A 22,612-nucleotide genomic window follows, 5' to 3' on the forward strand; every position below is an offset into this window, starting at 1 on the left:
CTCGCCACGGAGATTTCGCGGTCCTTCAGCTCTGCTCACTCTCATACCGATCCAGCGTATCCCGGGCAATCTCCCGACCCAGGGCGATCAGCTCGGGCGCCTTGTAGAACTCGAAGAACCGGCACACTCGCTTCGGCACGTTGATCAGCACATCCGGCGGATAACCGGCGATCTTGTACTGGGCCAACGACGTCTGCATCACCTCGAAACTCTGGTTGATCAAGTCCAGCAAGGACGCCGGCCCGACGTTGTCGATGATGAACGAGCCGGTGGCGGATCTCGGTGCGCCTTCGGTTTCCGGCGCGGCGGCAGGCTGCTGGCCTTCGGGCTCGGCGGAGTCGATCCACGGATTGATATCGGCCGCTTCGGCCTTCAGCGCTTCCTGTTCCAACAGCAGCAACTGCTCGGCCTGTTTGCGGCGAAACGGCAGCCGTGAACCCAGGGAACTGACCAAAGTATCGAAGCGACGCCGGAACGCCGCGGGGCGCTGGATCACAGGCAGGCTGTATTGTTTCTGGTTGGTGGCGTTGAGGTTGACCGCGATGATCAAGTCGCAATGGCTCGACACCACCGGCACGATCGGCAACGGATTGAGGAGACCGCCGTCCACCAGCATGCGGTTGCCCTGCATGACCGGTGTGAAGAGGCTGGGAATGGCCGCCGAGGCGCGCATCGCCTGGTGCAGGCAACCTTCCTGGAACCAGATTTCCTGCTGGTTGGTCAGGTCGGTGGCGACTGCCGTATAGGGAATGCGCAGGTCTTCGATATTGAGTTCACCGACGATCTTGCGGATCTGTCCGAACACCTTCTCACCACGAATCGCCCCCAGACGAAAACTGACGTCCACCAACCGCAACACGTCCAGGTAGTCGAGGCTTTCGATCCAGTTGCGGTATTCCTCGAGCTTGCCGGCGGCGTAGATTCCGCCCACGACAGCGCCCATCGAACAGCCGGCGATACAGGCAATGTCGTAGCCGCGCCGTTCGATCTCCTCGATCACTCCGATATGGGCGTAGCCCCGGGCGCCGCCCGAGCCCAATACCAATGCGACACGTTTTGTCATGAGCAGGCCTCTCGTCGAACAGACGTCAACAATGCACTGATCGACGGCCCGGCTCAAATCGTTGTGGCTTGGACGTCGTTTTTTGACACGCCACGACGGCATTTGCGTATTCTCGTCCACACTTGAATATACCGGTCGAGCCGAGGCACTTTTTATCGGCAAAGCCGTCATACCAGCACGACTGTTTACCTGACTTGAGGTGTTATCGATGAAAGCCCGGATCTGCCTGCCCCTGATGGCATCCCTGATGGTTCTGGCCTTGGCCGGTTGCGCCGGCAAGACCGCCTACCGCGACAGTTGCGGCAGCCAGCTCGACAGTGCATGGCGAGAACTTGACCTGGCCAAGGCCGAAGGATTCGCCGGTACCGTCAGCTACTCCAAGGCCCTGTCGTTGCTGACCGGTGCCAAGACCCAGCAGCAATTCGAAGCGTATGAAGGCTGCACCAAAAAAGCCGAGAAGGCCCGCTTCTACATTCGTGAATCCCGCGCAGGAAGATGATAAAGGCAGTTGCAAGCTTTAAGCTTCAAGCGGCAAGAGGCAATCCACGTCGCTTCTTACTTGAAGCTTGAAGCTTGCAACTCGACGCTGCGCACGGAGTAAGCTCCCATGATCGATCGGCTGATGGCCCGGATACTGGGCCTGGAAGTCCGCCTGCTGGCCTGCCAGGCCCGCTTGAATGCCCAAACCGACAGTGAAGCATTGCATGACCTGCGGACCACGGTCCGTCGGTTGCGCAGCCTGCTTCGTCCGTTGCGCGGATTGCCCGGCGTCGAGCAGTTGGAAGCGGCCGCGTCGGCAGTCGGTACCCTGACCACGCCCTTGCGCGACCGTGAGGTGCTGGCGGCCTATCTCGAGAAGCACGGCAAGACCGAGGCGGCGCAGCGGCGCCAGGTGCAAATGGCCGAGGCGTATCCCGCCGTGGCCGGCAGCCCTGAGCTGGCGCAGCTGTTGATGATTCTCGACGCGTTCCCTCGCTTCATCCGTGCAGCCCAGCGCCAGGGCTTGCTCGACGGGCTGCGCAAACGCATCGAAAAACGCCTCGACAAGCAATGGAAAACACTCGGCGAGGCCTTGCGTGATCCGGCCCATGATCGTCATCGCCTACGCCTGTTGATCAAGCGCGTGCGCTACGCCATCGAAGCCTACCCTGAACTCGATCGCTTGCCGGAAGCGGCCATGCCAAGGCTCAAATCCGCCCAGGGCGCATTGGGCGATTGGCACGATTGCTGGCAGTGGCTGGCGCGGGCCGATCAGGAAACCGACCTGAAGCCCTGTGTACCGGTCTGGAAAATCACCATGGAAAAAGCCGAGGCCAAGTCCGATCGGGTGCTGGATAAACTGATTGCCAGTTGCTTCGATAAATCCTGACGTCACTCTTTCCCCTGTGGGAGCGAGCCTGTGTGGGAGCGAGCTTGCTCGCGATGGCGGAATATCAGTCAATCAATGTCCAGGCTGATACACCGCGATCGTCGGATCGCCGCCCGGAGCAAGCCCGCTCCCACAGGATATTAGCGGTGGATTCGTGGCCCGCGGCTTTTCTGTCAGTCTCTTTGGCCGGAATGAGCGCTGTACTGCCCGTCCGGGCTGGTTAAGATCCCTTCATCTTTTTTCCTGTTTCCGAGGTCGACATGCGCTTTTCCGATTTGATCGATGCCGTGCGCAATCAGCCAGACGCCGTGGTAATCCCGCCTGAATGGGGCCAGGGGCGTGCCAGTTTTGGTGGCTTGGTCGCGGCGCTGCAATACGACGCGATGCGTGCATGCGTCCCGGCTGATCGCCCGGTGCGTTCGCTGGCGATCACGTTCGTCGGCCCGGTCGAGCCCGACGTGCCCGTCAGTTTTCAAGTCGACGTGTTGCGCGAAGGCAAGGCCGTCAGCCAGGTGTTGGGCCGTGCCGTACAGAACGGTCAAGTCGTGACGGTGGTGCAAGGCAGCTTCGGCGCGTCGCGATCTTCCGTCGTGGCGGTGCAGGCCGACCCCGCGCCTGAATTCAAGGATGTCGAGCAGTGCCAGGAATTGCCTTACATCAAGGGCGGAACCCCGGAGTTCATGCGTCACCTGGCGATGCGTTGGAGCGTTGGCGGACTGCCGTTCACCGGCAACAAATCCCGCAGCATGGGAGGCTGGGTGCGCTTGCGCGGGGATGTCAAGGAAGAGCCGTTGGACGAAGGTCACATCCTGGCATTGGTGGACGCCTGGCCGCCGGCGCTGCTGCCACACCTCACCCAGATGGCGCCGGGCAGCACGCTTACCTGGACTATCGAATTCGTCCAGCCATTGCTGGAACTCTCGACATTGGATTGGTGCCAGTATCTCGCCGAGATCGAACATGCCCAGGACGGCTATGGCCATGTCGCGGCGAAATTCTGGAGCGCGGATGGCCGGTTGATCGCCATGAGCCGGCAGACAGTGACGATTTTCGGCTGATCAGGCGGTCCTTCAGTGACGGTGGCGATCGCGCCAGGCGCGCCACCATCCGCCGCTGAGGAAGAACCGGGGAAAGGTCAGGAATTGCTCCACGAGCAGGCGCGATGCCGCGTCTTTGCGATCACTGAACGGCTCGGAAGCCTGCGTTTCCAGGCTATGGCCGTGGCGTTGCAAGCCGAGCGCGGCGAGTACGCCGATTACACCGATGGCGACATCGCCCAGGCTCAGGCTGAACACCCCCGACACGATCAGCAGAAACGCAACGATGAACAGCGGCACCGCAATCAGGTGCAAGACCAGGTTGGTCGGGTGCCGATGATTTTCAGGGTAGGCGCGCCATTGCCAGGCCGGGAGGTTGGGGTGACGTTTGCCCATGATGCTATTCCTTGAGTCCGTGAAACCGAATAACTCAAGGATAGGTCGGGCCGGGCAGGGCGGCGAATCGCGGTTGGCTATCGTGGCGATAGTGGCCATAGCCATAAGGGCTTTTGTGGTGAAGGTTGCTCTGGTTATGTGACCTGCCCTTGTGGCGAGGGAGCTTGCTCCCGCTGGGCCGCGAAGCGGACCCAAAAACTGCCGGCCCAGCCTGCCGGGGATGATTAGAGAGGCCTCAAGGGGCTGCTGCGCAGCCCAGCGGGAGCAAGCTCCCTCGCCACAAGAATATTCACAGTCACAAGAATATTCACAGTCACAAGAATATTCACAGCCACAAGGGTGTTCAGCCACAAGGGTATTCAAGCCACAGGAGGTTCATCGAGGTTTAAAGCTTGAGCTGCCCGATCGCTTTGTTCAATTCACCCGCCAACGTCGCCAGCTCGTGACTGGTGGCCGCCGACTCCACGGTCTGGCGCACAGTGTTTTCGGTCACGTCGCGAATGCTCACCACCGCCCGGTTCATTTCTTCGGCGACATGGCTCTGCTGTTCGGCCGCGACGGCGATCTGGGTGTTGCTCTCGCGCATCTGCGCCACCGCCTCGGTGATCTGCGCCAAGGCGTCGCCGGCCTCGCATGCCTGTTGCACGCAGTCGTCGGCCTTGTGCGAACTTTCCTGCATAAAATCCACCGCGTCGCGGGTTCCCGCCTGCAGGGCCGAGACCATGGTAGTGATCTCATCCGTCGAGGCCTGGACCCGCTTGGCCAGGTTGCGTACCTCGTCGGCCACCACCGCAAAGCCCCGTCCCATCTCGCCGGCACGTGCGGCTTCGATGGCTGCATTGAGCGCCAGCAGGTTGGTTTGCTCGGCGATGCTATGGATCACACTGACCACGCCGTTGATCTTCTGGCTGTCTTCGGCAAGGCGCTGGATCATTTCGGCGGTTTGCTGGACGCCGGTCGACAGCCCAGTGATCGATTGCTGTACGCGGCTGACCACTTCGCGGCCATTTCCGGCCAAGGTGTCGGTGGTTTTCGACAGGTCGCGGGTGGCGCCGGCGTGCTGGGCGATGTGGTAAACCGTGGCGGACATCTCGTTGATCGCCGTGGCGGCCTGATCGGTTTCGCTCTGCTGGCCGAGCATGCCATGACGCACTTCGTTCATGCTCGACGCCAGTCGCGCCGCGCCACTGTCCAGTTGCCGCGCGGTGCTGGCAACGGTATCGACCACACGTTGATAACCGGCCTGCATTGCATTGAACGCAGCGGCCATCTGGCCCACTTCGTCCTTGCAGGCCAACGGCACGCGGGCAGACAGGTCACCGGTTTTCTCTACGTGCAGCATTACGTCTTTCAAGGTGTTGAGCTGGCTGAGCAGAAAGCGGATCAGCAATTGCGACGCGCCGAGCATCGCCAGCATCAGCACGAACACGGCCATGGCGTATTGGCCGAAGCGCTCGCCAAAGACCTGGCCCAGGCTCACGCCTCGGACCTGCTGTTCAAGGTGCATGGCATAGAGCACCAACAGCAACGTGGTGGCGAAGGCGACGGCGTTGACCGCCCAGAATTTGTATTTCAGCGAAATATTGCTAAGCCAGGCACCCATGGAAGGTCTTCTCTGATAGCGGAAACAGTTTTGGCAAGGTGCCATTATTTTGCTGCTATTCAGAGGACCGGCTTTTGATGTGGGTCAACGAACCCTTGTGGGAGCGAGCTTGCTCGCGATAGCGGTAGGTCAGTCACATGCATGCAACTGATGCACCGCCATCGCGAGCAAGCTCGCTCCCACAAGGGACCCTCCATTCAATTGGAGAGGGTCGGCAACCCAAAAAACGCCCGGGCGCAGGCCGTGCTGTGGGCCGCCAGGTCTTCGTGGGTTTCGCCTCGGTGCAAGGCCACTTCGCGCAACACCTCCGTCAGGTAGGCCGGTTCGTTGCGACCGTTCTTCGGTTTGGGCCGCAGGGTGCGTGGCAGCAAATACGGAGCATCGCTTTCGAGCATCAGCCGGCCGCGGGGAATCTCGCGCACCAAGGGGTGCAAATGCGTGCCCCGGCGCTCATCGCAGATCCATCCGGTGATACCGATGTGCAGATCCAGGTCGAGGTAGCTGAACAGCGCTTTTTTCTCGCCGGTAAAGCAATGCACCACCGCGGCGGGCAATCGGTCACGGAAATCCCGGAGGATTTCCAGCAGGCGCTGGTCGGCGTCGCGCTCATGAAGGAAGACTGGCAATTGCAACTCGACGGCCAGGGCAAGGTGCTCCTCCAGGACTTTTTCCTGCTGGGGGCGCGGAGAAAAATCACGGTTGAAGTCCAATCCGCATTCGCCCACCGCGCGGACGCGGTCCTGCTTGAGCAGATCCTTCAGGTGCCGGGCACTGTCGGCCGTCCAGTCGCTGGCGCTGTGGGGATGGATACCGGCGGTGGAAAACAGTCGTTGCCCGTCTTCATCGAGGTGATGGCACAGTTCGAGCGCCTGTTCGCTGCCCTCGATGCTGGTGCCGGTCAGCACCAATTGACAGACCCCGGCTTCATACGCGCGCTCAAGCACCGCCTGGTGTTTGTCGGCAAAACTGGGGTTGGTCAGGTTGACGCCGATATCGATGAGTTGCATGGTGCTACCTCGGCCCAAAGGGCGGAAAGCATATCAGAGCTGTGGATATACAAGAAAAGCCAAGAACTACAACAAGTTGGAGCTGTCTGTTGAGGCCACGAGACAGGTCGGGGTGGTGCAAACGCCATCGCTGTGCCAGTCTTTCGCACTTTTCAGGCCCCAAGGTGCTCTGCTTCTGTCGACCCAGTCTCGCTTTTCCGAGGCAATCGGCTCGCCAGTATCGTTCCGGAGAGTGGATGACACGTCCCCAGGTGTTGCTACTGTTGTGTTGTTCGCTGCTGTTGCCGATGCCGGCCGACGCCCGGCTGCCTGGGCCGGTGCAGGCCGTTGCGCCGGGGACGGCGCGCGACCTGGCGCAAATTCGCAGCAGCCGGGTATTGAGAGTATTGGTCAATCAGAGCCGCAACAGTTCCGGCGAAGTCCAGGGCCAACCCATCGGCGTCGAATATCATCGGTTGCGTGCTTTCGAGCAATACCTCAATGGCCATGCCCGGGATGGCCAGGAAATTACCCTCAAGATCATTCCCAAGGCCAAGGATCAGTTGCTCGGTGCCTTGCAGCGTGGGGAAGGCGACCTGGTCGCCCCCGGCGAATTGCTTGAGCCACAAGCGGGCCATGCGGTCAGCGCCAGTGATCCGATCCGCACCGATGTGCCCCTGCTGCTGGTGGGCATCAAGGGCGAGAAGCGTTATACCCGCGTCGAACAATTGTCTGGCAAGACCCTGGCCTTGCCCAACGGCAGCGCGGCGGGTGACGCGGTCAGCCAGATCAACCAGAAGCTGGCGTTGCTGAAGTTGCCTGCGGTGAAGATCGAATGGGTCGATCCCACGCTGGCAGTGGAGGATGTGCTGGAAATGGTCCAGGGCGGAATTTTCCACCTGACCATCGTCGAGCAGCCGATCGCCGAACGCTGGGGCAAGATCCTCCCTAAGCTGCGCTTTGATCGCCAAGTGGTCATCGGCGAGCCAAGTGACGAGTATTGGTTCGTTCGCCGCGACGCCGCGATGTTGCGAGCGAGCATCGACCGGTTCCTGGCAACCTATAAAGTCCCCTCCAATGAAGATGCTGCATTTCTGCGCATCTACCGCCGCTTGTATCAGGTCCACTATCCGCTGGCCCGGGCCGATCGCCAGCGCCTGGAAAAACTGCGTCCGGTCCTGCAAAAGCACGCCCAGGCCCAAGGCATGGACTGGCTCAACCTGGCGGCCCTGGCGTTCAAGGAATCAGCCCTGCAACCCAAGGCGCGCAGCGGTGGCGCCCCAACGGGCCTGATGCAGATCACGCCGTCCGCGGCCCAACGTGTTGGGGTCGATAACATCCAGGACCTGGACGCCAATGTGCAGGCCGGCGCCAAGTACTTGGCCATGATCCGCCGCAAATTCTTCGCCAGCTCCAAGCTCAACGAGCGCGAGCGGATGGCGTTTGTCCTCGCCGCCTACAACATGGGCCCCGAGCGCGTGCAAGGCATGCGTGCCGAGGCACGGCGGCGAGGCCTGAATCCTGACCAGTGGTTTTTCCAAGTCGAGCGAATCGCCATGGAGCAGGTGGGAATGGGCGCCGTCAGCTACGTTAATAGTGTGAATAAATACTATCTGGCGTTTGACCGGGAGCGAGAGTCGCTGGAGTCCCAGGAACGAGAGGTGGTTTTACGGAAGTAATCAAATAAACTGATTGTTATAGCGGATATTTTGCGCTATTCCGATAAGATTATTTGATTAATATGGCGTCCAACCACATACACACCAAGGAATGCATCCATGAGCACTCTCATCAATAAAGTACTGTCCTCCCGTGCTGGCTACGGCCTGACTGTTTTGCGCATCGTCGTTGGGATCATCTTCGCTGCCCACGGTTCGCAAAAGCTGTTCGGTCTGTTTGGCGGATATGGTCTGGCAGGGACGGCGCAATGGATGGAAAGCATTGGCCTGGCTCCAGGTTACCTGATGGCAACCTTGGCTGGCGGCACTGAGTTCTTTGCCGGGCTGGCCTTGATCATCGGTCTGTTGGTGCGCCCGGCGGCGCTGGGGCTGGCGATCTTGTCGGTGGTCGCGATCTTCTCCGTGCACATCGGTAATGGCCTGTTCATGGCCAACAACGGTTACGAGTTTGCCTTGGCCTTGCTGGCGGGCAGTGTCGCGGTGCTGATCGAAGGCGCAGGCAAGCTGTCCGTGGATCGCTCCATCGCTGGCTGATCGCTTGCTTGAATCATCGAGGCCCGTCCAGTACGGGCCTTTTTTGTGAGCGGCGATTCTTGACACTGCCCGCTTGGCTTCTCTAGGATGCCGCTCATGCGCCGATTTAAACAGCTACTTGCGGGGCGCCAGGTGACTTATCCAGTTGCCGATAGAAGCCAGGAAACACGGCTTCGAAATACCGCTAAAGCGCTGGTTCGGTGTTGCCTCTCACCTGCCATGCAGACTTTTGAGGCAGAGACACGACACGATGAACACACCCAGCCCCCTTGTACGTCTTGCGCCAATCACGGCGAATCTTGTCCGACGCAATCCAAAAATTCTCCTCGGCGGTACTCACCAGCCAACGCTGTTGCGTTATCTCGACGGCTGGCCGCGGCGTAGCCATGGCCCGGCGGCTTTCCTCATCCAGTTTGTCGAGGACGGCGAATCCCTGGCGCGTTTCGCCAACGACAGCTTCGATCTGGCGGTCATCCAGTCGCCGACCAAGACGGATGCCCCTGAAATGATCCGGCAACTGACTCGTGTGGCCCGGCAGGGACTGATCACCCGCCGTTGAAGGGAGTCGGCCTAGGGGTAACTGATGTCCACGATGTAGAGCAGCTTTTCTCCCGTCGGTGCCTGGACCCTGACTTCGGCGTCCAGGGCCTTGCCAATCAGGGCCCGTGCCAGCGGCGAGTCGATGCTGATCAGGTTCTGTTTCAAATCCAGTTCATCGGGCCCGACGATGCGATAGCGCGATTCGTTGCCATCCTCGTCCTCCACAGTGACCCAGGCGCCGAAATAAACCTTGTTTGGGTCACTGGGCTTTTCACTGACGACTTTCAGCGCTTCGAGGCGTTTGGTGAGGAAACGCACGCGACTGTCGATTTCCCGGAGCATTTTTTTGCCGTAGGTGTACTCGGCGTTCTCCGAGCGATCGCCCTGGGCTGCCGCTTCGCTGACGGACTGAGTCACCTGGGGACGACGTACGTGCCAGAGTTCATGAAGTTCGGCGCGCATCCGCGCTTCACCCTCGGGGGTGATCAGCGCGGTGCCAGCGGTGCGGGGAGGGCGATAGCGACTCATGGCAGCTTCTTGTGATGACGAGGCCCGAAGTCTATCAACCCTCGCGCAACACTGTCAGCGGGCTGGCGTTGAGCGCTCGACGGGTACCGAATACACCTGCGCCACCGATCAGCAATGCACCCACCAACGGCAGCACCAGCAGCCACGGGTGTGGGTGCCAAGGCAAGTCGAGGGCATATCGGTAGAGGACCAGGCTCACCAGTTCCGAGCCCAAGGCGGCCAGCAAGCCGCTGACCGCACCCAGCAATCCGAACTCGATACGCCGGGCCTTGGTCAGCAGCGGCCGCTCGGCGCCCAGCGCACGTAGCAATGCGCCTTGCCGGATCCTTTCGTCGAGGGTTGCCTGCAAACCCGAGAACAGCACGGCCATCCCCGCCGCCAGCACAAACAGCAATACATACTCCACGGCCAGCGTCACTTGGGCCAGGATACTGCGCAGCTGTTCCAGCAGCGCTTCGACTTGCAGGATCGTTACCGCCGGAAAGGCCCGGGACAGGTCGACGATCTGTTGATCGTGACCGGGAGCCAGGTAAAAACTGGTGAGATAGGTGGCCGGCAGATCCTTCAAGGTACCGGGCTGGAAGATCATGAAGAAGTTCGGCTGGAAGTTGTCCCAGTTGATCTCCCGCAAGCTGGTGACCTTCGCCTCCCGATTGACGCCGCCAACGCTGAACACCAGGCGGTCGCCCAACTTGATCTTGAGGTTTTCGGCAACCTTGCCTTCGACCGAAACCCCCGGGATATCGTCGGCAGGTTGCTGCGACCACCAGGTCCCTGCGGTCACGACGTTGCCCGCCGGCAAGTCCTCAGCCCAGGTCAGGCTCAGGTCTCGCTGCAGTGCCCGGTCACCTGCCGAGTCCTTGGTGACAAACTCCGTGGCCGGCTCGCCATTGATGCTGATCAGGCGCCCGGGTACCACGGGATAGAGAGGGGCCGACTGCGCCGACAGAGCGATCAGTTTGTCGGTGAACGCCTGCTTGTCGTTGGGCAGGATGTTCAGGGCGAAATAGTTCGGCGCGTTTTTCGGCAGCTGGTTTTGCCAGGTGTCCAGCAACTCGCCGCGCAGCAGCGCAATCAAGGCCATGGACAGCAGGATCAGGCCGAACGCCAGCGCTTGGCCGGCAGCCGCCAGGGGATGACGCAGCAGTTGGCCGAGTCCCAGCCGCCAGGGCAGCGAGGCACGGGCCAGCATCCTGCGCAGGCTTTGCAACGCCAGCAATAGCAGGCCGCCGAGCACCAGCGCAGCAATCACGCCACCACCGAGCAAGGCGAAGGTGAGCACGAGGTCCAGGCTCAGGCGCCACATGATCAGCCCCAGCGCGCCCAATGCGGCGCCATAAACGACCCAACTGCTGGACGGTATCGGCAGCATGTCCCGTCGCAATACGCGCAGCGGTGGTACCCGACCCAGGGCGGCGAGTGGGGGCAAGGCGAACCCCGCCAAGGCCACAAGCCCGGTGCCGATGCCGGCAATGGCCGGCAACATTCCGCCCGGCGGCACCGTGGTGGGCAACAGGTCATGCAGCAAGGCGAACAACCCCAACTGGGCGATCCAGCCAAGCAGCGCGCCGCTGATGCTCGCCAACAGGCCCAGCATTGCCAGTTGCAGGCTGAACAACACCATGGTTTCGCGGCGGGACAGGCCCAGGCAGCGCAACAGCGCACTCGCATCGAAGCGGCGGGTGGCGAAGCGGTTGGCCGAGAGGGCGACGGCGACGCCGGACAGCAACACCGCCACCAGGCTGGCCATGTTCAGGTAGCGCTCGGCCTTGCCGAGGGCGCCGCCAATCTGTCGGTTGCCATCCCGGGCGTCTTGCAGGCGCTGGTTGGGTTCCAGGCCCGGCTTGACCAGGTCGCGATAGGTTTGCAGCGCTGGCGCCGGACCGCGCCACAGGTCGCGATAGCTGACTCGGCTACCCGGTTGCACCACGCCTGTGGCATCCAGGTCCTGCAGGTTGATCATGACCCGAGGCGTCAGGCTGTAGAAATTACCGGCGCGATCCGGTTCATAGGTCAGCACCCGGCTCAGGCGCAGTGTCTTGTTGCCGACATCAATGCTGTCGCCAATCTTCAGGTCCAGTGCCGTCAACAGGCGTGCTTCTACCCAGGCTTCCCCCGGGGCCGGTCGTCCACCGGTTTCTTCCGGGGCGAAAGGGGCCGGGGCGCTTTTCAGCTCGCCACGCAAGGGGTAGATGTCATCGGCTGCCTTGACGCTGGACAGCTGGATGCCGTTGTCGGTGGCGACCACGCTGGAAAACTCGACCACACGAGCATGTTCCAGGCCCAGGTCGGTGCCGCTGCGGATCTGTTCCGGGCGGGCAGGGGAACTGCCTTCGAGCAAAAGGTCGGCGCCGAGAAATTCGGTGGCGCGCATCATCATCGCGCCGTTGAGCCGGGCGCCGAAATAACCGATGGCGGTGCTCGCCGCCACGGCCACCAACAGGGCAAAGAACAGCACGCGCAGCTCACCGGCGCGGGCATCGCGCAGCAACTGGCGGATGGCAAGACTGAACAGGCGCAACAGGGGCAAGCGTGCCATCAAGGCTCCAGGGGCGCGACCATCTGGCCGGCTTCAAGTCGGATCAGGCGCCGGCAGCGATGGGCCAGGCGTTCGTCGTGGGTGACCAGCACCAGGGTGGTGCCGCGTTCCTTGTTCAGCTCGAACAGCAGATCGCTGATGCGTTCGCCGGTATGGCTGTCGAGGTTGCCGGTGGGTTCGTCGGCAAACAGCACGTCGGGTTCGGCGGCAAACGCACGGGCAATCGCGACGCGCTGCTGTTCACCGCCGGAGAGCTGGCGTGGCGAATGGGTCAGCCGCTGGCCAAGCCCCACCCGTTGCAGCAATTGCGTGGCGCGCTCGCGGGCGTCCTTTCGGCCGTCCAGCTCCAGCGGCAGCATGACGTTCTCCAGCGCGTTGAGGCTGTCGAGCAACTGGAACGATTGGAAGACGAAGCCGACGTGTTCGGCGCGCACGCGGGCCCGTTGATCTTCATCCAGTGTACTGAGGGCTTGGCCGGCAAGGGTGACTTCACCGCCGCTGGGCAGGTCGAGGCCGGCGAGCAGGCCGAGGAGGGTGGATTTGCCGGAACCGGACGCGCCGACAATGGCGAGGCTGTCGCCTTTGTTCAGTTCCAGGCTGAGTTCGTGCAGGATGGTCAGTTCACCTTCCGCGCTGGGAACCACTTTGCTAAGGTCCGTCGCGGTGAGAATGCTTGAGCCCATGGAGAATCCGATGCGAGTGTGGTTTTTGAGTGCCGGCCTGGCCTTGATGTGCATGGCCCAGAACGCAGCGGCGGGTACAGTCCTGATCGTTGGCGATAGTATCAGCGCGGCTTTCGGCCTGGATACCCGGCAAGGCTGGGTGTCGTTGCTCGAACAACGGCTCAAGACCGAGGGTTTCGACGATAAAGTGATCAATGCATCGATCAGTGGCGATACCAGCGCAGGAGGGCTGGCGCGGCTGCCGGCGCTGCTTTCAGCCCATAAGCCGGAGCTGGTCATCCTGGAACTGGGAGGCAACGATGGCTTGCGTGGACAACCGCCAACACAATTGCAACAAAACCTTGCAGCGATGATCGACAGCTCCCGCGCCAGTGGTGCGAAAGTGCTTTTGCTGGGGATGCAACTGCCCCCCAATTATGGACGCCGCTATACCGATGCTTTCGCGCGGGTCTACAGCACGTTGGCAGAGGAGAAAAACGTGCCGCTGGTGCCGTTTTTTCTCAAGGAAGTCGGGGGTGTACCCGGGATGATGCAAGGCGACGGATTGCACCCGTCCGTCGCGGCCCAGGGCAAGTTGCTGGAAAATGTCTGGCCGACGCTGAAACCGCTGCTTTGACGCTTTTCTACAGGCGGTGTTTCGGCTAATGTGGCGCCCCCGATTTGGAGCCCCCGATGCCGCGTCCAGCCTGGTCCCTGTTTGCCTACCAACTGATCGAGCCCGACGAGCAGTTGGATCTGTTCGCCTGTCAGGAAGTACGGGTGCACTTGGTGACCCGGCAGTTGGAGCTTGGCGGTTCGGCCGACCGGACCCTGTGTGGCAGCCTGCTGCCGGCCCAGCCGCGCTGGTCGAGCGTCGATCGCAAGATTTTCCAGGATCATCGCCTGTGCTCGCTGTGCCGAGCAATCCTGGAATCCCAGAAACGCGGGACGTCGCCGATCTGGCCTGAGTTGCGGTTCGAGTTGTGATCCGCAAGGCTCTGAACATGACCTGTGTGGGAGCGAGCCTGCTCGCGAAGGCGCCTGCACATACGGCATCGATACAAGCTGATCCGCCGCTTTCGCGAGCAGGCTCGCTCCCACACGGGCCTGTTCTCGTCTGAAAGATGCTGCGCATCGGGCGCTTCAGCGCCGCTCTCCCCGAAATAACGGGTGGCAGTGTACAATCGCCGCTTCCACACCCTCTGTTCGATCTGCGAAGGATTTCCCGGATGTTGCCGCGTTTGCCTGCCGTCGCCCGCTGCCTGTCTCTTGCCGCCCTGTGTATGGCTGGTCCCGTTGCCGCCCTGGAGCTGCCTCTGCCACCGCCGGGTGAAGACATCGTCGGCCAGGTGCAGGTCATCAAGGCCAAATACGAAGATACCTTCGCCGACCTGGGTACCACCTATGACCTGGGCTACAGCGAGATGGTCGCGGCCAACCCCGGCGTCGATCCGTGGTTGCCGGGCGCAGGCACTGAAATCGTCCTGCCGACCCGTTTCATTCTGCCGCCGGGCCCGCGCGAAGGAATCGTGATCAACCTCGCCGAATACCGTCTTTACTATTTCCCAAAGGGGCGGAACGTGGTCTACACCTTCCCGCTGGGGATCGGCCGTGAAGGCTGGGGCTCGCCTATCGCCCACACCAGCATTATCGCCAAGACGCCGAACCCGACCTGGACCCCTCCAGCTTCGATCAAGGCTGAACACGCCGCCGATGGCGATCCGCTGCCGAATGTCGTACCGGCCGGCCCCGACAACCCGCTGGGCCCGTTCAAGTTCACCCTGGGCACCCCGGGTTACCTGATCCATGGTTCGAACAAGAAGTTCGGTATCGGCATGCGTACCAGCCACGGCTGCTTCCGGATGTTCAACAACAATGTATTGGAAATGGCGAGCATGGTGCCGGTGGGTACTTCGGTGCGAATCATCAACGACCCGTACAAGTTGGGCGTAAGCGGCGGCAAGGTTTACCTGGAAGCCCATACACCGTTGGACGACAAGGGCAACCCGTCCGTGGTGGACAAGCACACCGCGGTCATCAACGCGATGCTCAAGCGTGAAGACATCACCAGCAACTTGCGCATGAACTGGGACGTGGTGCGTGACGTTGTGGCTGCCGAAGACGGCCTACCGGTAGAGGTTGCCGTTCCGAATACTTCTGCACCGATGGTATCGAGCGCGCCGGTCGATCTGACCCAATAAGCCCCTCTACGACAACCCGCCCACATCCACGATGTCGGCGGGTTTTTTATCGCCTGGAGAATACCGGGCAATAAAAAAGCCGACCCACTAGTGGGTCGGCTCGATAACAATCCCGAAGGACTATTACTTGCGGCTAGCTTTTTCCAGCATGCGCAGAGCACGCTCGTTAGCTTCGTCAGCAGTCTGTTGTGCTTTTTGAGCAGCAGCCAGAGCTTCATCAGCTTTACGGTAGGCTTCGTCTGCACGAGCTTGGGCGCGAGCTGCTGCGTCTTCGGTGGCAGTCAGACGTGCTTCGGTTTCTTTCGATGCGCTGCTGCAACCGGTAGCCAGAACTGCGGCCAAGGCCAGAGCAGAGAATTTCAGAACGTTGTTCATCGTGTTCCCCTTCAAGGACTTTCTATTTAGTGACTGTCTCCCCAGAGTGAGGAGTTAGCCGGCGTACATACTACTCATTACTTGTAGTAAGTAAACTGACGTAGCGCAAGAAGCAAAAAAATTGTAGGCGGTGATTCTTTTTCAGGCAACTTTTCTGTTGGTTGTTTAAAAAATACACAGCCTCAACCGTGGGAATGGAGCGTGCCGCTGAAAAAAAGTTCCGCGGACCTGTCAACTCAACCGAAGGCGCTAAAAGTCGCTGCTTATTGATTCTCCTAGACTTTTGTTCATTTTTTGTGCAGCCCACCAGGCATCTTTTATTGCTTATGGCGGTGACTTTAACTGCGGGCGCTCGTCTCAAGACTCAACAACTGGCGATGTTCAGCTATAGCGTCTGGACCGACTAGCGCTTGAAAGTGCAGCTCAACCGATAAACCCGTCGAGGTTTACCACTTCAGTGACAGGCGTATCTTGAGCATTTGCGTCATTGGTGCCTACTATTCACGACGTGCTCAGGTTTGGGCGGCTGGTTTTTTGCCCTCGGTGACCGGATTGGCACGGGGTGGCGTAGATGTTCCTTCGCCGGAAAAACATCGGTAAGGTAGGGGTCGGCATTCAGACCCGCGAGGAGTAGTGATGAGCGAGGCGGTTTCCATCCACCATGACCAGGCTGGTCATCAGTTCGAGACCATTGTGGACGGTCATCGTGCCTATCTGACCTATATGGACCTGGGCAAGCAGACCTTGGACATCTATCGCACCTTCGTGCCCAACGCGTTGCGTGGCAGGGGGATAGCGGCGAAATTGACCGAAGAAGCGCTGCGGTTCGCTGAAGAAATGGGCTATACGGTGATCCCGTCCTGCTCCTATGTAGAGCGCTACATGGAGCGCCACCAGCGCCACGCGGCGAAACTCTGAGAAAACGGATTCCCCAATAAAAAACGCCGGACTGCAAAGCCCGGCGTTTTTTTGTGTCTGAAGGAAGCAAAAGATCGCACGCTTCGCCAGCTCCTACATCCCCCGCTCCAAAGTGTATGAGCTATGCAGGAGCTGCCGAGTGCAACGAGGCTGCGATCTTTTCAGCCACGCTGACGCTTAGGCAATACATCCTTGAGCTTGGCATGCATGCCGCGCAAGGTCTTCTCGGTCGCGCTCCAATCGATGCAGGCATCGGTGATGGAGACGCCATACTGCAAATCAGCGAGGTCTTTCGGAATCGCCTGGCAGCCCCAGTTCAGATGACTTTCCACCATCAGGCCGATGATCGACTGGTTGCCTTCCAGGATCTGGTTGGCGACGTTTTCCATTACCAGCGGTTGCAGCGCCGGGTCCTTGTTGGAGTTGGCGTGGCTGCAATCGACCATGATGTTCGGCTTGATCTTCGCTTTGTTCAGCGCCTGTTCGCATAGCGCGACGCTGACCGAGTCGTAGTTCGGCTTGCCATTGCCACCGCGCAGCACGACGTGGCCATAGGCGTTGCCCTTGGTGGTCACGATCGACACGCCGCCTTCCTGGTTGATACCCAGGAAACGGTGGGGGCTGGAAACCGACTGCAAGGCGTTGATGGCGACAGTGAGGCCGCCGTCAGTGCCATTCTTGAAGCCGACGGCCGACGACAGGCCGGAGGCCATTTCGCGGTGAGTCTGGGATTCGGTGGTGCGCGCGCCGATGGCCGACCAGCTGATCAGGTCCTGCAGATATTGCGGGGAGATCGGGTCCAGCGCTTCGGTGGCGGTGGGCAGGCCCATTTCGGCCAGGTCCAGCAACAGCTGACGGCCGATGTGCAGGCCGTCCTGGATCTTGAAGGAGTCGTCCAGGTACGGGTCGTTGATCAGGCCTTTCCAACCCACGGTCGTCCGAGGTTTCTCGAAATACACCCGCATCACCAGGTACAGGGTGTCGGAGACTTCCGCGGCGAGCACTTTCAAGCGCTCGGCATATTCGTGGGCAGCCTTGATGTCATGGATCGAGCAAGGCCCGATGACCACGAACAGGCGATGGTCGGTGCCGTCGAGGATGTTGCGGATGACTTCCCGGCCCTTGGTCACGGTGCGCAGGGCAGCGTCGCTCAAGGGAATGTCGCGCTTGAGCTGGTCAGGCGTGATGAGGGTCTCGTTGGAGGCGACGTTAAGGTCGTTGATCGGTAAATCAGCCATCGTGTTACTCGTCAGGTCACGGGTGCCGGCCGCCAGCGATCCCCGCGCGGCGGTGCACAGCGGATTTAAGCGCGTCGGGGAGCCGAACCTTAGCGCGTTAGGAGGTGGCTCGACAATGGGCAGGCATGGGTTTAATCCCCTATTTGTCTGGCCATCGAGCCCGAAGGCTGGCTGTAATGAGGTGCTCATAAGAAAAACGATGGACCTGTGGCGAGGGAGCTTGCCCCCGCTCGGTTGCGCAGCGACCGCAAAGTCTTGGGGCCGCTCCGCAGCCCAGCGGGAGCAAGCTCCTCGCCACAGGTGTTTGGATGACCTTGATTACGAAGGCAGGCCGGGGATTGATTTCACGGCTGCTTGCAATGAGGATTGCATGCCACTTGGCCCCCGTTGATAGTGTGCACGGATTGTTTTCAAGAGGACTACGGTCATGCAGGCAGGCGTAAAAGCGCGGATAGGAATGATCGGCACCGGGGCGATTGGCGGCTTCTACGGCGTGATGCTGGCTCGTGCCGGCTTCGATGTGCACTTCTTGCTGCGCAGTGAATTTGCCGCTGTGGCCGAAGGCGGCCTGCGAGTCGACAGCGCAGTCCATGGCACGCTGGCCCTCAACCCGGTCCAGGCCTACCGTTCGGCGAACGAAATGCCGCCTTGCGACTGGCTGCTGGTGGGCGCCAAGACCACCAGCAATGCCGACCTGGCCCCGGCCATCATCCAGGCTGCCGCCAATGGCGCGAAAGTCCTGTTGCTGCAGAACGGGCTCGATGTCGAGGACGACCTGCGGCCGCTACTGCCCGACTCACTGCACTTGTTGGGCGGCCTGTGCCTGGTCTGCGTTCATCGCGTCGGGCCGGGCATCGTTGCCCATCAGGCCCTCGGCGCGGTCAATATCGGTTATCACAGCGGTCCTTGTCAGGACCAGGCCGAGCGCATGGCGATTGTCGAAGAGGGGGCTGGGTTGTTTCGTGCCGCCGGTATCGACTCCCAGCCCATGCCCGACCTGCAAAAGGCTCGCTGGCAAAAGCTGGTATGGAACGTACCGTACAACGGCCTCTCGGTGCTGCTGGGCGCGAGCACCACGCCGTTGATGGCCAACGACCACAGTCGCGGTCTGATCCAGGCGTTGATGGCGGAGGTGGTACGCGGTGCGCAAGCCTGCGGGCATCAAATCGCACCAGGGTATGCCGACTATCTCTTTACGATGACCGAAAAGATGCCCGACTATTGGCCGAGCATGTATCACGATTATTCCCATGAACGGCCGTTGGAGCTGGATGCGATCTACGGCCGGCCACTGGCAGCGGCGAAGGCGGCGGGCTGCGATTTGCCGAAGATCGAAGCCTTGTATCAGGCGCTGGCGTTCCTGGACCGCCGCAATCGTTGATGGATGAAGGGGGACAGCATGGCGAACAACATCGACGACAAACTGGTGCTGGCGATTTCATCGCGTGCCTTGTTCGACCTGAGGGAAAGCCACAAGGTCTATCTTTCCAGTGGTGTCGAGGCCTATCGGCAATACCAGATCGAGCATGAAGACGAGGTGCTGGAACCCGGGGATGCTTTCGCCCTCGTGCAGAAATTGCTCAACCTAAACCAGCACCTGGGGCGAGCCCGTGTCGAGGTGATCCTGGTGTCGCGCAACAGCGCCGACACTGGCCTGCGGGTGTTCAACTCGATTCATCATTACGGCCTGGCGATTTCCCGCGCCGCGTTCGTTGGCGGTCGAAGTCCTTATCCGTACCTCAAGGCGTTCGGCTGCGACCTGTTCCTCTCCACCCATGCCGAAGACGTGCGCAGCGCTTTGGACGCCGGATTTGCGGCGGCAACGATTCTGTCGGGCGGGGCCAGCCGTGCCGCCAGCGAGGAGCTGCGCATTGCGTTTGACGGTGATGCGGTGCTGTTTTCCGATGAGTCGGAGCGCATCTATCAGAGCGGTGGCCTCGAAGCCTTCCAGGCCAGTGAACGCCAGGCCGCGCGCGAGCCACTGCGAGGCGGGCCGTTCAAGGGGTTCCTGGCGGCGCTCAATGCCCTGCAGCGTGAATTTCCAGAGGATGCCTGCCCGATCCGCACGGCGCTGGTCACGGCTCGGTCGGCGCCGGCCCATGAACGGGTCATCCGTACGCTGCGTGAATGGGATATTCGTCTGGACGAGTCGTTGTTCCTGGGCGGCCTGACCAAGTCGGCATTCCTCGAAGCCTTTGCCGCCGACGTGTTTTTCGATGACCAGACCGGCCACTGCGAGCTCGCCCGCGAGGTGGTCGCCACTGGCCACGTACCCCACGGCATCAGCAACGAAGTGAAGCTCTGACCGCCCGTACTTTGAGGCGTTACGCCACACGTCACGCTCGTTGGCGCGCTGCTAAGCTGAATCAATCTCCGCCATTCTGGCATTCGAGGAGGTCACATGATTCGTTCGATGCTGTACGCCACAGACCTGGGGCTTTATGCCCCTTATGTGATGCAGCATGCCTTGGCGTTGGCACGGACGTTTGAAGCCGAGTTGTATGTGGTGCATGCGGTGGAACCGATGGGGCTGTTCGCCGAGTCGGTGTTGCAAAGCTATCTGGACGAGCACGCGCTGAACGAATTTCATCGCCAGGGTCTGAATACGGTGATGGCCAATATCGAGCAGCGCGTGTTGGACAGCTTTCGCGAGGAGCTGGGGGAGGGGCAGCAAGACTTGCAGTTGATCAAGTCGGTGAGGGTGTTCCAGGGTGATCCTTCCCAGGTCATTCTTGAGCAGGCTGCGAAACTCTCCGTCGATTTGTTGATCGTAGGCAGTCACTGCCAGGGGGCGAATGGAGAGACTCCTTTGGGCAGGACCGCCGCACGGGTATTGCAGTTATCCCGGGTGCCGGTCTACCTGGTGCCGCTGGTCCAGCGCCGGCGGCAAGGAGAGGCCTAAGGCTAAATGATGGCTTTTTTATAAAAAGTTCTAGATTTATTGCTGCGACCATTCATATAGTTATATGCCGTCGCTGATGCCCGTCGCATCCAACTGCTTTGAGGGATTCATATGAAGCTTCAACAATTGCGCTACATCTGGGAAGTGGCGCACCACGACCTCAACGTTTCCGCTACCGCACAAAGCCTCTACACGTCGCAACCTGGCATCAGCAAGCAGATCCGCCTGTTGGAAGACGAACTGGGCGTCGAAGTCTTCGCCCGCAGCGGCAAGCACCTGACCCGCGTGACCCCGGCCGGTGAACGCATCATCACCACGGCTGGCGAGATCCTGCGCAAGGTCGAGAGCATCAAGCAGATTGCCCAGGAATTTTCCAACGAGAAAAAAGGCACGCTGTCCATCGCGACCACTCACACCCAGGCCCGTTATGCCCTGCCGCCGGTGATCAGCAATTTCATCAAGCAATACCCGGATGTCGCGCTGCACATGCACCAGGGCTCGCCGATGCAGATCGCCGAGATGGCCGCAGATGGCACCGTGGACTTCGCCATTGCCACCGAAGCCCTAGAGCTGTTCGGCGACTTGGTGATGATGCCGTGCTACCGCTGGAACCGCTGCGTGGTGGTGCCCCAGGGCCATCCTTTGACCAAGCTGCCGAAGTTGACGCTCGAAGCGTTGGCTGAATATCCGATCGTGACGTACGTGTTCGGTTTCACCGGTCGTTCGAAACTCGACGAAGCCTTCAGCCATCGCGGCCTGACCCCGAAAGTAGTGTTCACCGCCGCCGACGCCGACGTGATCAAGACCTACGTTCGCCTGGGCCTGGGCGTGGGCATCGTCGCGAAAATGGCCGTCGATACCAAGCTCGACAATGATCTGGTGGTGTTGGACGCCAGTGAGTTGTTCGAGTCCAGCGTGACCAAGATCGGCTTCCGTCGTGGCACCTTCCTGCGGGGCTTCATGTGCGACTTCATCGAGAAGTTCGCACCGCACCTGACGCGCGAAGTCATGGCCAAGGCCATCCAGTGCCACAACAAGCAGGAACTCGAAGAGCTGTTCGACGGCGTCGAATTGCCGGTGCACTGACCGATCGCTAAATAGCCTCGGTGACTGCGAACTGTTGCCGGGCACCCGCCACGACGATTTCCACTTCATCCCCTTCGAACTTGCCCAACAGGCTTCGGCCCAGCGGTGAGCGAGGGGTGATGACGGTGATCGGCTGACCCACCAGCGAGACCTTCAGCCCCGCTGCGTCCGGCCCAAGGAATAGCCACTGTTGGCGACCGTCCTCATCTTCCAGCCCGATCAAGGTGCCGACCTGGATACCGCGCTCTTCATCGTAAGGTCTTAGTGTCAGGTTCTGGCAAAGCGCGAGCGCCTGGCGGATTTCTTCGACGCGCCGGGCTTGCCCTGCGGCAAGGTACGAGGCTTCCAGGCCAAGGGTGTCGTATTTGTTCTCGGCGATATTTTCTTCGTGGGTCGCGGTTTCGTACGCGGTCTGCGCGGCGCGCTCGGCAATGTCGAGGTCAATCTTGAGTTTGTCGAGGATCAACTGGTGGACAGTCTGTTTATTCATGATCACTCGCAGAATTGCAGGACGTTGGCGCGGCTTTTCTCGCTCGGCGCGTTCTGGTCCTGTTGCAGCCAGAACTGGCATTTGGGGTTCGACAGGTTGCGCGGGTTGCTGCGCACCTGGTCCAGCGCCTGGCGCTGCTCGTTCTTCTGTAGATTCTGCTGGTATTGCTCGAACATCGGCGTGGGCGGCTCGGGCGCCGGTTGCACCGCTGGCGGTTGCGCCAGTTGATGAACCGCGGCGGCCACCGGGGCCAGTTGCTCAGCGAAGAGGAACCTGGACAACAACCAACTCGTCAGAACGATGGCGACAAACCCCAGCCACAGGCCCAGGGCAATACTGACGGTCAATTGCAAGGCGCCGAGGCGCGGGGCTGGATGTTCAGGCATGACTGCTTCCTGGCAGGGGCACGGTTAGGCGCTGATTGTCGCATGAAGATTAATCGCCGTCGGCCCTTCTGCATCATGGG

Annotated in this window: 25 protein-coding genes; 14 read left to right on the forward strand and 11 right to left on the reverse strand. The window is 60.7% G+C overall.

Annotated features, from left to right (window positions below):
* Positions 1-25 precede the first annotated feature (25 nt).
* On the reverse strand, positions 26-1,063 hold the full coding sequence (locus tag FHK92_RS15690) for a patatin-like phospholipase family protein (protein WP_181288870.1): 1,038 nt from the start codon (positions 1,061-1,063) through the stop codon (positions 26-28).
* A 208-nt stretch (positions 1,064-1,271) separates the two neighbouring features.
* On the opposite strand from FHK92_RS15690, the gene FHK92_RS15695 reads away from it, so the two are divergent.
* The 3 genes from FHK92_RS15695 to FHK92_RS15705 all read left to right on the forward strand — a co-directional run bounded on the left by FHK92_RS15695 (position 1,272) and on the right by FHK92_RS15705 (position 3,490).
* Complete coding sequence (locus tag FHK92_RS15695) at positions 1,272-1,562, forward strand: hypothetical protein (protein ID WP_030141851.1); 291 nt, start codon at positions 1,272-1,274, stop codon at positions 1,560-1,562.
* Positions 1,563-1,670: 108 nt separating this feature from the next.
* Positions 1,671-2,432: a CHAD domain-containing protein gene (locus FHK92_RS15700; protein ID WP_181288871.1), complete on the forward strand. Its 762-nt coding sequence runs from the start codon at positions 1,671-1,673 to the stop codon at positions 2,430-2,432.
* Between the two features lie 260 nt (positions 2,433-2,692).
* Positions 2,693-3,490 (forward strand): acyl-CoA thioesterase, encoded by a 798-nt coding sequence (locus tag FHK92_RS15705; RefSeq protein WP_181288872.1) that lies wholly within the window; start codon positions 2,693-2,695, stop codon positions 3,488-3,490.
* Between the two features lie 12 nt (positions 3,491-3,502).
* Here FHK92_RS15705 and FHK92_RS15710 read toward each other — a convergent pair whose 3' ends face one another.
* The 3 genes from FHK92_RS15710 to FHK92_RS15720 all read right to left on the reverse strand — a co-directional run bounded on the left by FHK92_RS15710 (position 3,503) and on the right by FHK92_RS15720 (position 6,475).
* The gene (locus tag FHK92_RS15710; protein ID WP_181288873.1) at positions 3,503-3,865 is read right to left on the reverse strand and encodes an Mpo1-like protein; all 363 of its coding nucleotides are present in this window, start codon (positions 3,863-3,865) and stop codon (positions 3,503-3,505) included.
* Positions 3,866-4,250: 385 nt separating this feature from the next.
* Complete coding sequence (locus tag FHK92_RS15715) at positions 4,251-5,468, reverse strand: methyl-accepting chemotaxis protein (protein WP_181288874.1); 1,218 nt, start codon at positions 5,466-5,468, stop codon at positions 4,251-4,253.
* A 197-nt stretch (positions 5,469-5,665) separates the two neighbouring features.
* Positions 5,666-6,475, reverse strand: a complete 810-nt coding sequence (locus FHK92_RS15720) for a TatD family hydrolase (protein WP_181288875.1) — start codon at positions 6,473-6,475, stop codon at positions 5,666-5,668.
* A 236-nt stretch (positions 6,476-6,711) separates the two neighbouring features.
* On the opposite strand from FHK92_RS15720, the gene FHK92_RS15725 reads away from it, so the two are divergent.
* The 3 genes from FHK92_RS15725 (at position 6,712) to FHK92_RS15735 (ending at position 9,226) form a co-directional block, all read left to right on the forward strand.
* Complete coding sequence (locus tag FHK92_RS15725; RefSeq protein ID WP_181288876.1) at positions 6,712-8,133, forward strand: MltF family protein; 1,422 nt, start codon at positions 6,712-6,714, stop codon at positions 8,131-8,133.
* 99 nt (positions 8,134-8,232) lie between these two features.
* Positions 8,233-8,667 (forward strand): DoxX family protein, encoded by a 435-nt coding sequence (locus FHK92_RS15730; RefSeq protein ID WP_181288877.1) that lies wholly within the window; start codon positions 8,233-8,235, stop codon positions 8,665-8,667.
* A gap of 250 nt (positions 8,668-8,917) precedes the next feature.
* Positions 8,918-9,226, forward strand: a complete 309-nt coding sequence (locus FHK92_RS15735) for a class I SAM-dependent methyltransferase (RefSeq protein WP_181288878.1) — start codon at positions 8,918-8,920, stop codon at positions 9,224-9,226.
* Positions 9,227-9,237: 11 nt separating this feature from the next.
* Here the strand turns inward: FHK92_RS15735 and greB are convergent, their stop codons facing one another.
* The 3 genes from greB to FHK92_RS15750 are packed head-to-tail and all read right to left on the reverse strand — an operon-like array spanning position 9,238 to position 12,957.
* Positions 9,238-9,735, reverse strand: coding sequence for a transcription elongation factor GreB (gene greB, locus FHK92_RS15740; protein WP_181288879.1), 498 nt, complete (start codon positions 9,733-9,735; stop codon positions 9,238-9,240).
* 34 nt (positions 9,736-9,769) lie between these two features.
* A complete protein-coding gene (locus tag FHK92_RS15745; RefSeq protein WP_181288880.1) occupies positions 9,770-12,274 on the reverse strand; it encodes an ABC transporter permease in 2,505 nt (834 codons plus the stop codon).
* Positions 12,274-12,957, reverse strand: coding sequence for an ABC transporter ATP-binding protein (locus tag FHK92_RS15750; RefSeq protein ID WP_030141863.1), 684 nt, complete (start codon positions 12,955-12,957; stop codon positions 12,274-12,276). Before FHK92_RS15750 ends, FHK92_RS15745 begins: the two co-directional genes overlap by 1 nt.
* Before the next feature lie 10 nt (positions 12,958-12,967).
* Between FHK92_RS15750 and FHK92_RS15755 the strand changes: the two genes are divergently transcribed.
* The 3 genes from FHK92_RS15755 to FHK92_RS15765 all read left to right on the forward strand — a co-directional run bounded on the left by FHK92_RS15755 (position 12,968) and on the right by FHK92_RS15765 (position 15,137).
* Positions 12,968-13,573: an arylesterase gene (locus FHK92_RS15755; protein WP_181288881.1), complete on the forward strand. Its 606-nt coding sequence runs from the start codon at positions 12,968-12,970 to the stop codon at positions 13,571-13,573.
* A 56-nt stretch (positions 13,574-13,629) separates the two neighbouring features.
* Positions 13,630-13,923: a hypothetical protein gene (locus FHK92_RS15760; RefSeq protein ID WP_003199347.1), complete on the forward strand. Its 294-nt coding sequence runs from the start codon at positions 13,630-13,632 to the stop codon at positions 13,921-13,923.
* Between the two features lie 242 nt (positions 13,924-14,165).
* Positions 14,166-15,137 (forward strand): L,D-transpeptidase family protein, encoded by a 972-nt coding sequence (locus FHK92_RS15765; protein WP_030141866.1) that lies wholly within the window; start codon positions 14,166-14,168, stop codon positions 15,135-15,137.
* A 123-nt stretch (positions 15,138-15,260) separates the two neighbouring features.
* Here the strand turns inward: FHK92_RS15765 and oprI are convergent, their stop codons facing one another.
* Positions 15,261-15,512, reverse strand: coding sequence for an outer membrane lipoprotei OprI (oprI, locus tag FHK92_RS15770; protein WP_011335311.1), 252 nt, complete (start codon positions 15,510-15,512; stop codon positions 15,261-15,263).
* Positions 15,513-16,148: 636 nt separating this feature from the next.
* Here oprI and FHK92_RS15775 point away from each other — a divergent pair.
* On the forward strand, positions 16,149-16,430 hold the full coding sequence (locus FHK92_RS15775; RefSeq protein ID WP_030141867.1) for a GNAT family N-acetyltransferase: 282 nt from the start codon (positions 16,149-16,151) through the stop codon (positions 16,428-16,430).
* A gap of 161 nt (positions 16,431-16,591) precedes the next feature.
* On the opposite strand, the gene FHK92_RS15780 is transcribed toward FHK92_RS15775, so the two are convergent.
* On the reverse strand, positions 16,592-17,668 hold the full coding sequence (locus FHK92_RS15780) for a 3-deoxy-7-phosphoheptulonate synthase (protein ID WP_030141868.1): 1,077 nt from the start codon (positions 17,666-17,668) through the stop codon (positions 16,592-16,594).
* A 427-nt stretch (positions 17,669-18,095) separates the two neighbouring features.
* Here FHK92_RS15780 and FHK92_RS15785 point away from each other — a divergent pair, with 427 nt between their 5' ends.
* From FHK92_RS15785 to cysB, 4 genes are all read left to right on the forward strand, one after another.
* The gene (locus tag FHK92_RS15785) at positions 18,096-19,049 is read left to right on the forward strand and encodes a putative 2-dehydropantoate 2-reductase (RefSeq protein WP_181288882.1); all 954 of its coding nucleotides are present in this window, start codon (positions 18,096-18,098) and stop codon (positions 19,047-19,049) included.
* Positions 19,050-19,067: 18 nt separating this feature from the next.
* Entirely contained in the window at positions 19,068-19,973 is a 906-nt protein-coding gene (locus FHK92_RS15790; protein WP_181288883.1) for a 5'-nucleotidase, read from the forward strand.
* 96 nt (positions 19,974-20,069) lie between these two features.
* Positions 20,070-20,570 carry a universal stress protein gene (locus tag FHK92_RS15795; protein ID WP_181288884.1) on the forward strand — a complete coding sequence of 167 codons (501 nt, stop codon included), beginning with the start codon at positions 20,070-20,072 and terminating at the stop codon, positions 20,568-20,570.
* Positions 20,571-20,681: 111 nt separating this feature from the next.
* The gene (cysB, locus tag FHK92_RS15800) at positions 20,682-21,656 is read left to right on the forward strand and encodes an HTH-type transcriptional regulator CysB (RefSeq protein ID WP_003183769.1); all 975 of its coding nucleotides are present in this window, start codon (positions 20,682-20,684) and stop codon (positions 21,654-21,656) included.
* Between the two features lie 7 nt (positions 21,657-21,663).
* Here the strand turns inward: cysB and FHK92_RS15805 are convergent, their stop codons facing one another.
* Together FHK92_RS15805 and FHK92_RS15810 are read right to left on the reverse strand one after the other, a co-directional pair.
* Positions 21,664-22,146: a GreA/GreB family elongation factor gene (locus FHK92_RS15805; protein ID WP_030141872.1), complete on the reverse strand. Its 483-nt coding sequence runs from the start codon at positions 22,144-22,146 to the stop codon at positions 21,664-21,666.
* Positions 22,147-22,148: 2 nt separating this feature from the next.
* Entirely contained in the window at positions 22,149-22,532 is a 384-nt protein-coding gene (locus tag FHK92_RS15810; RefSeq protein ID WP_181288885.1) for a hypothetical protein, read from the reverse strand.
* Positions 22,533-22,612: the final 80 nt, after the last annotated feature.

Source organism: Pseudomonas brassicacearum subsp. neoaurantiaca, assembly GCF_013608025.1.
GTDB lineage: Bacteria > Pseudomonadota > Gammaproteobacteria > Pseudomonadales > Pseudomonadaceae > Aquipseudomonas.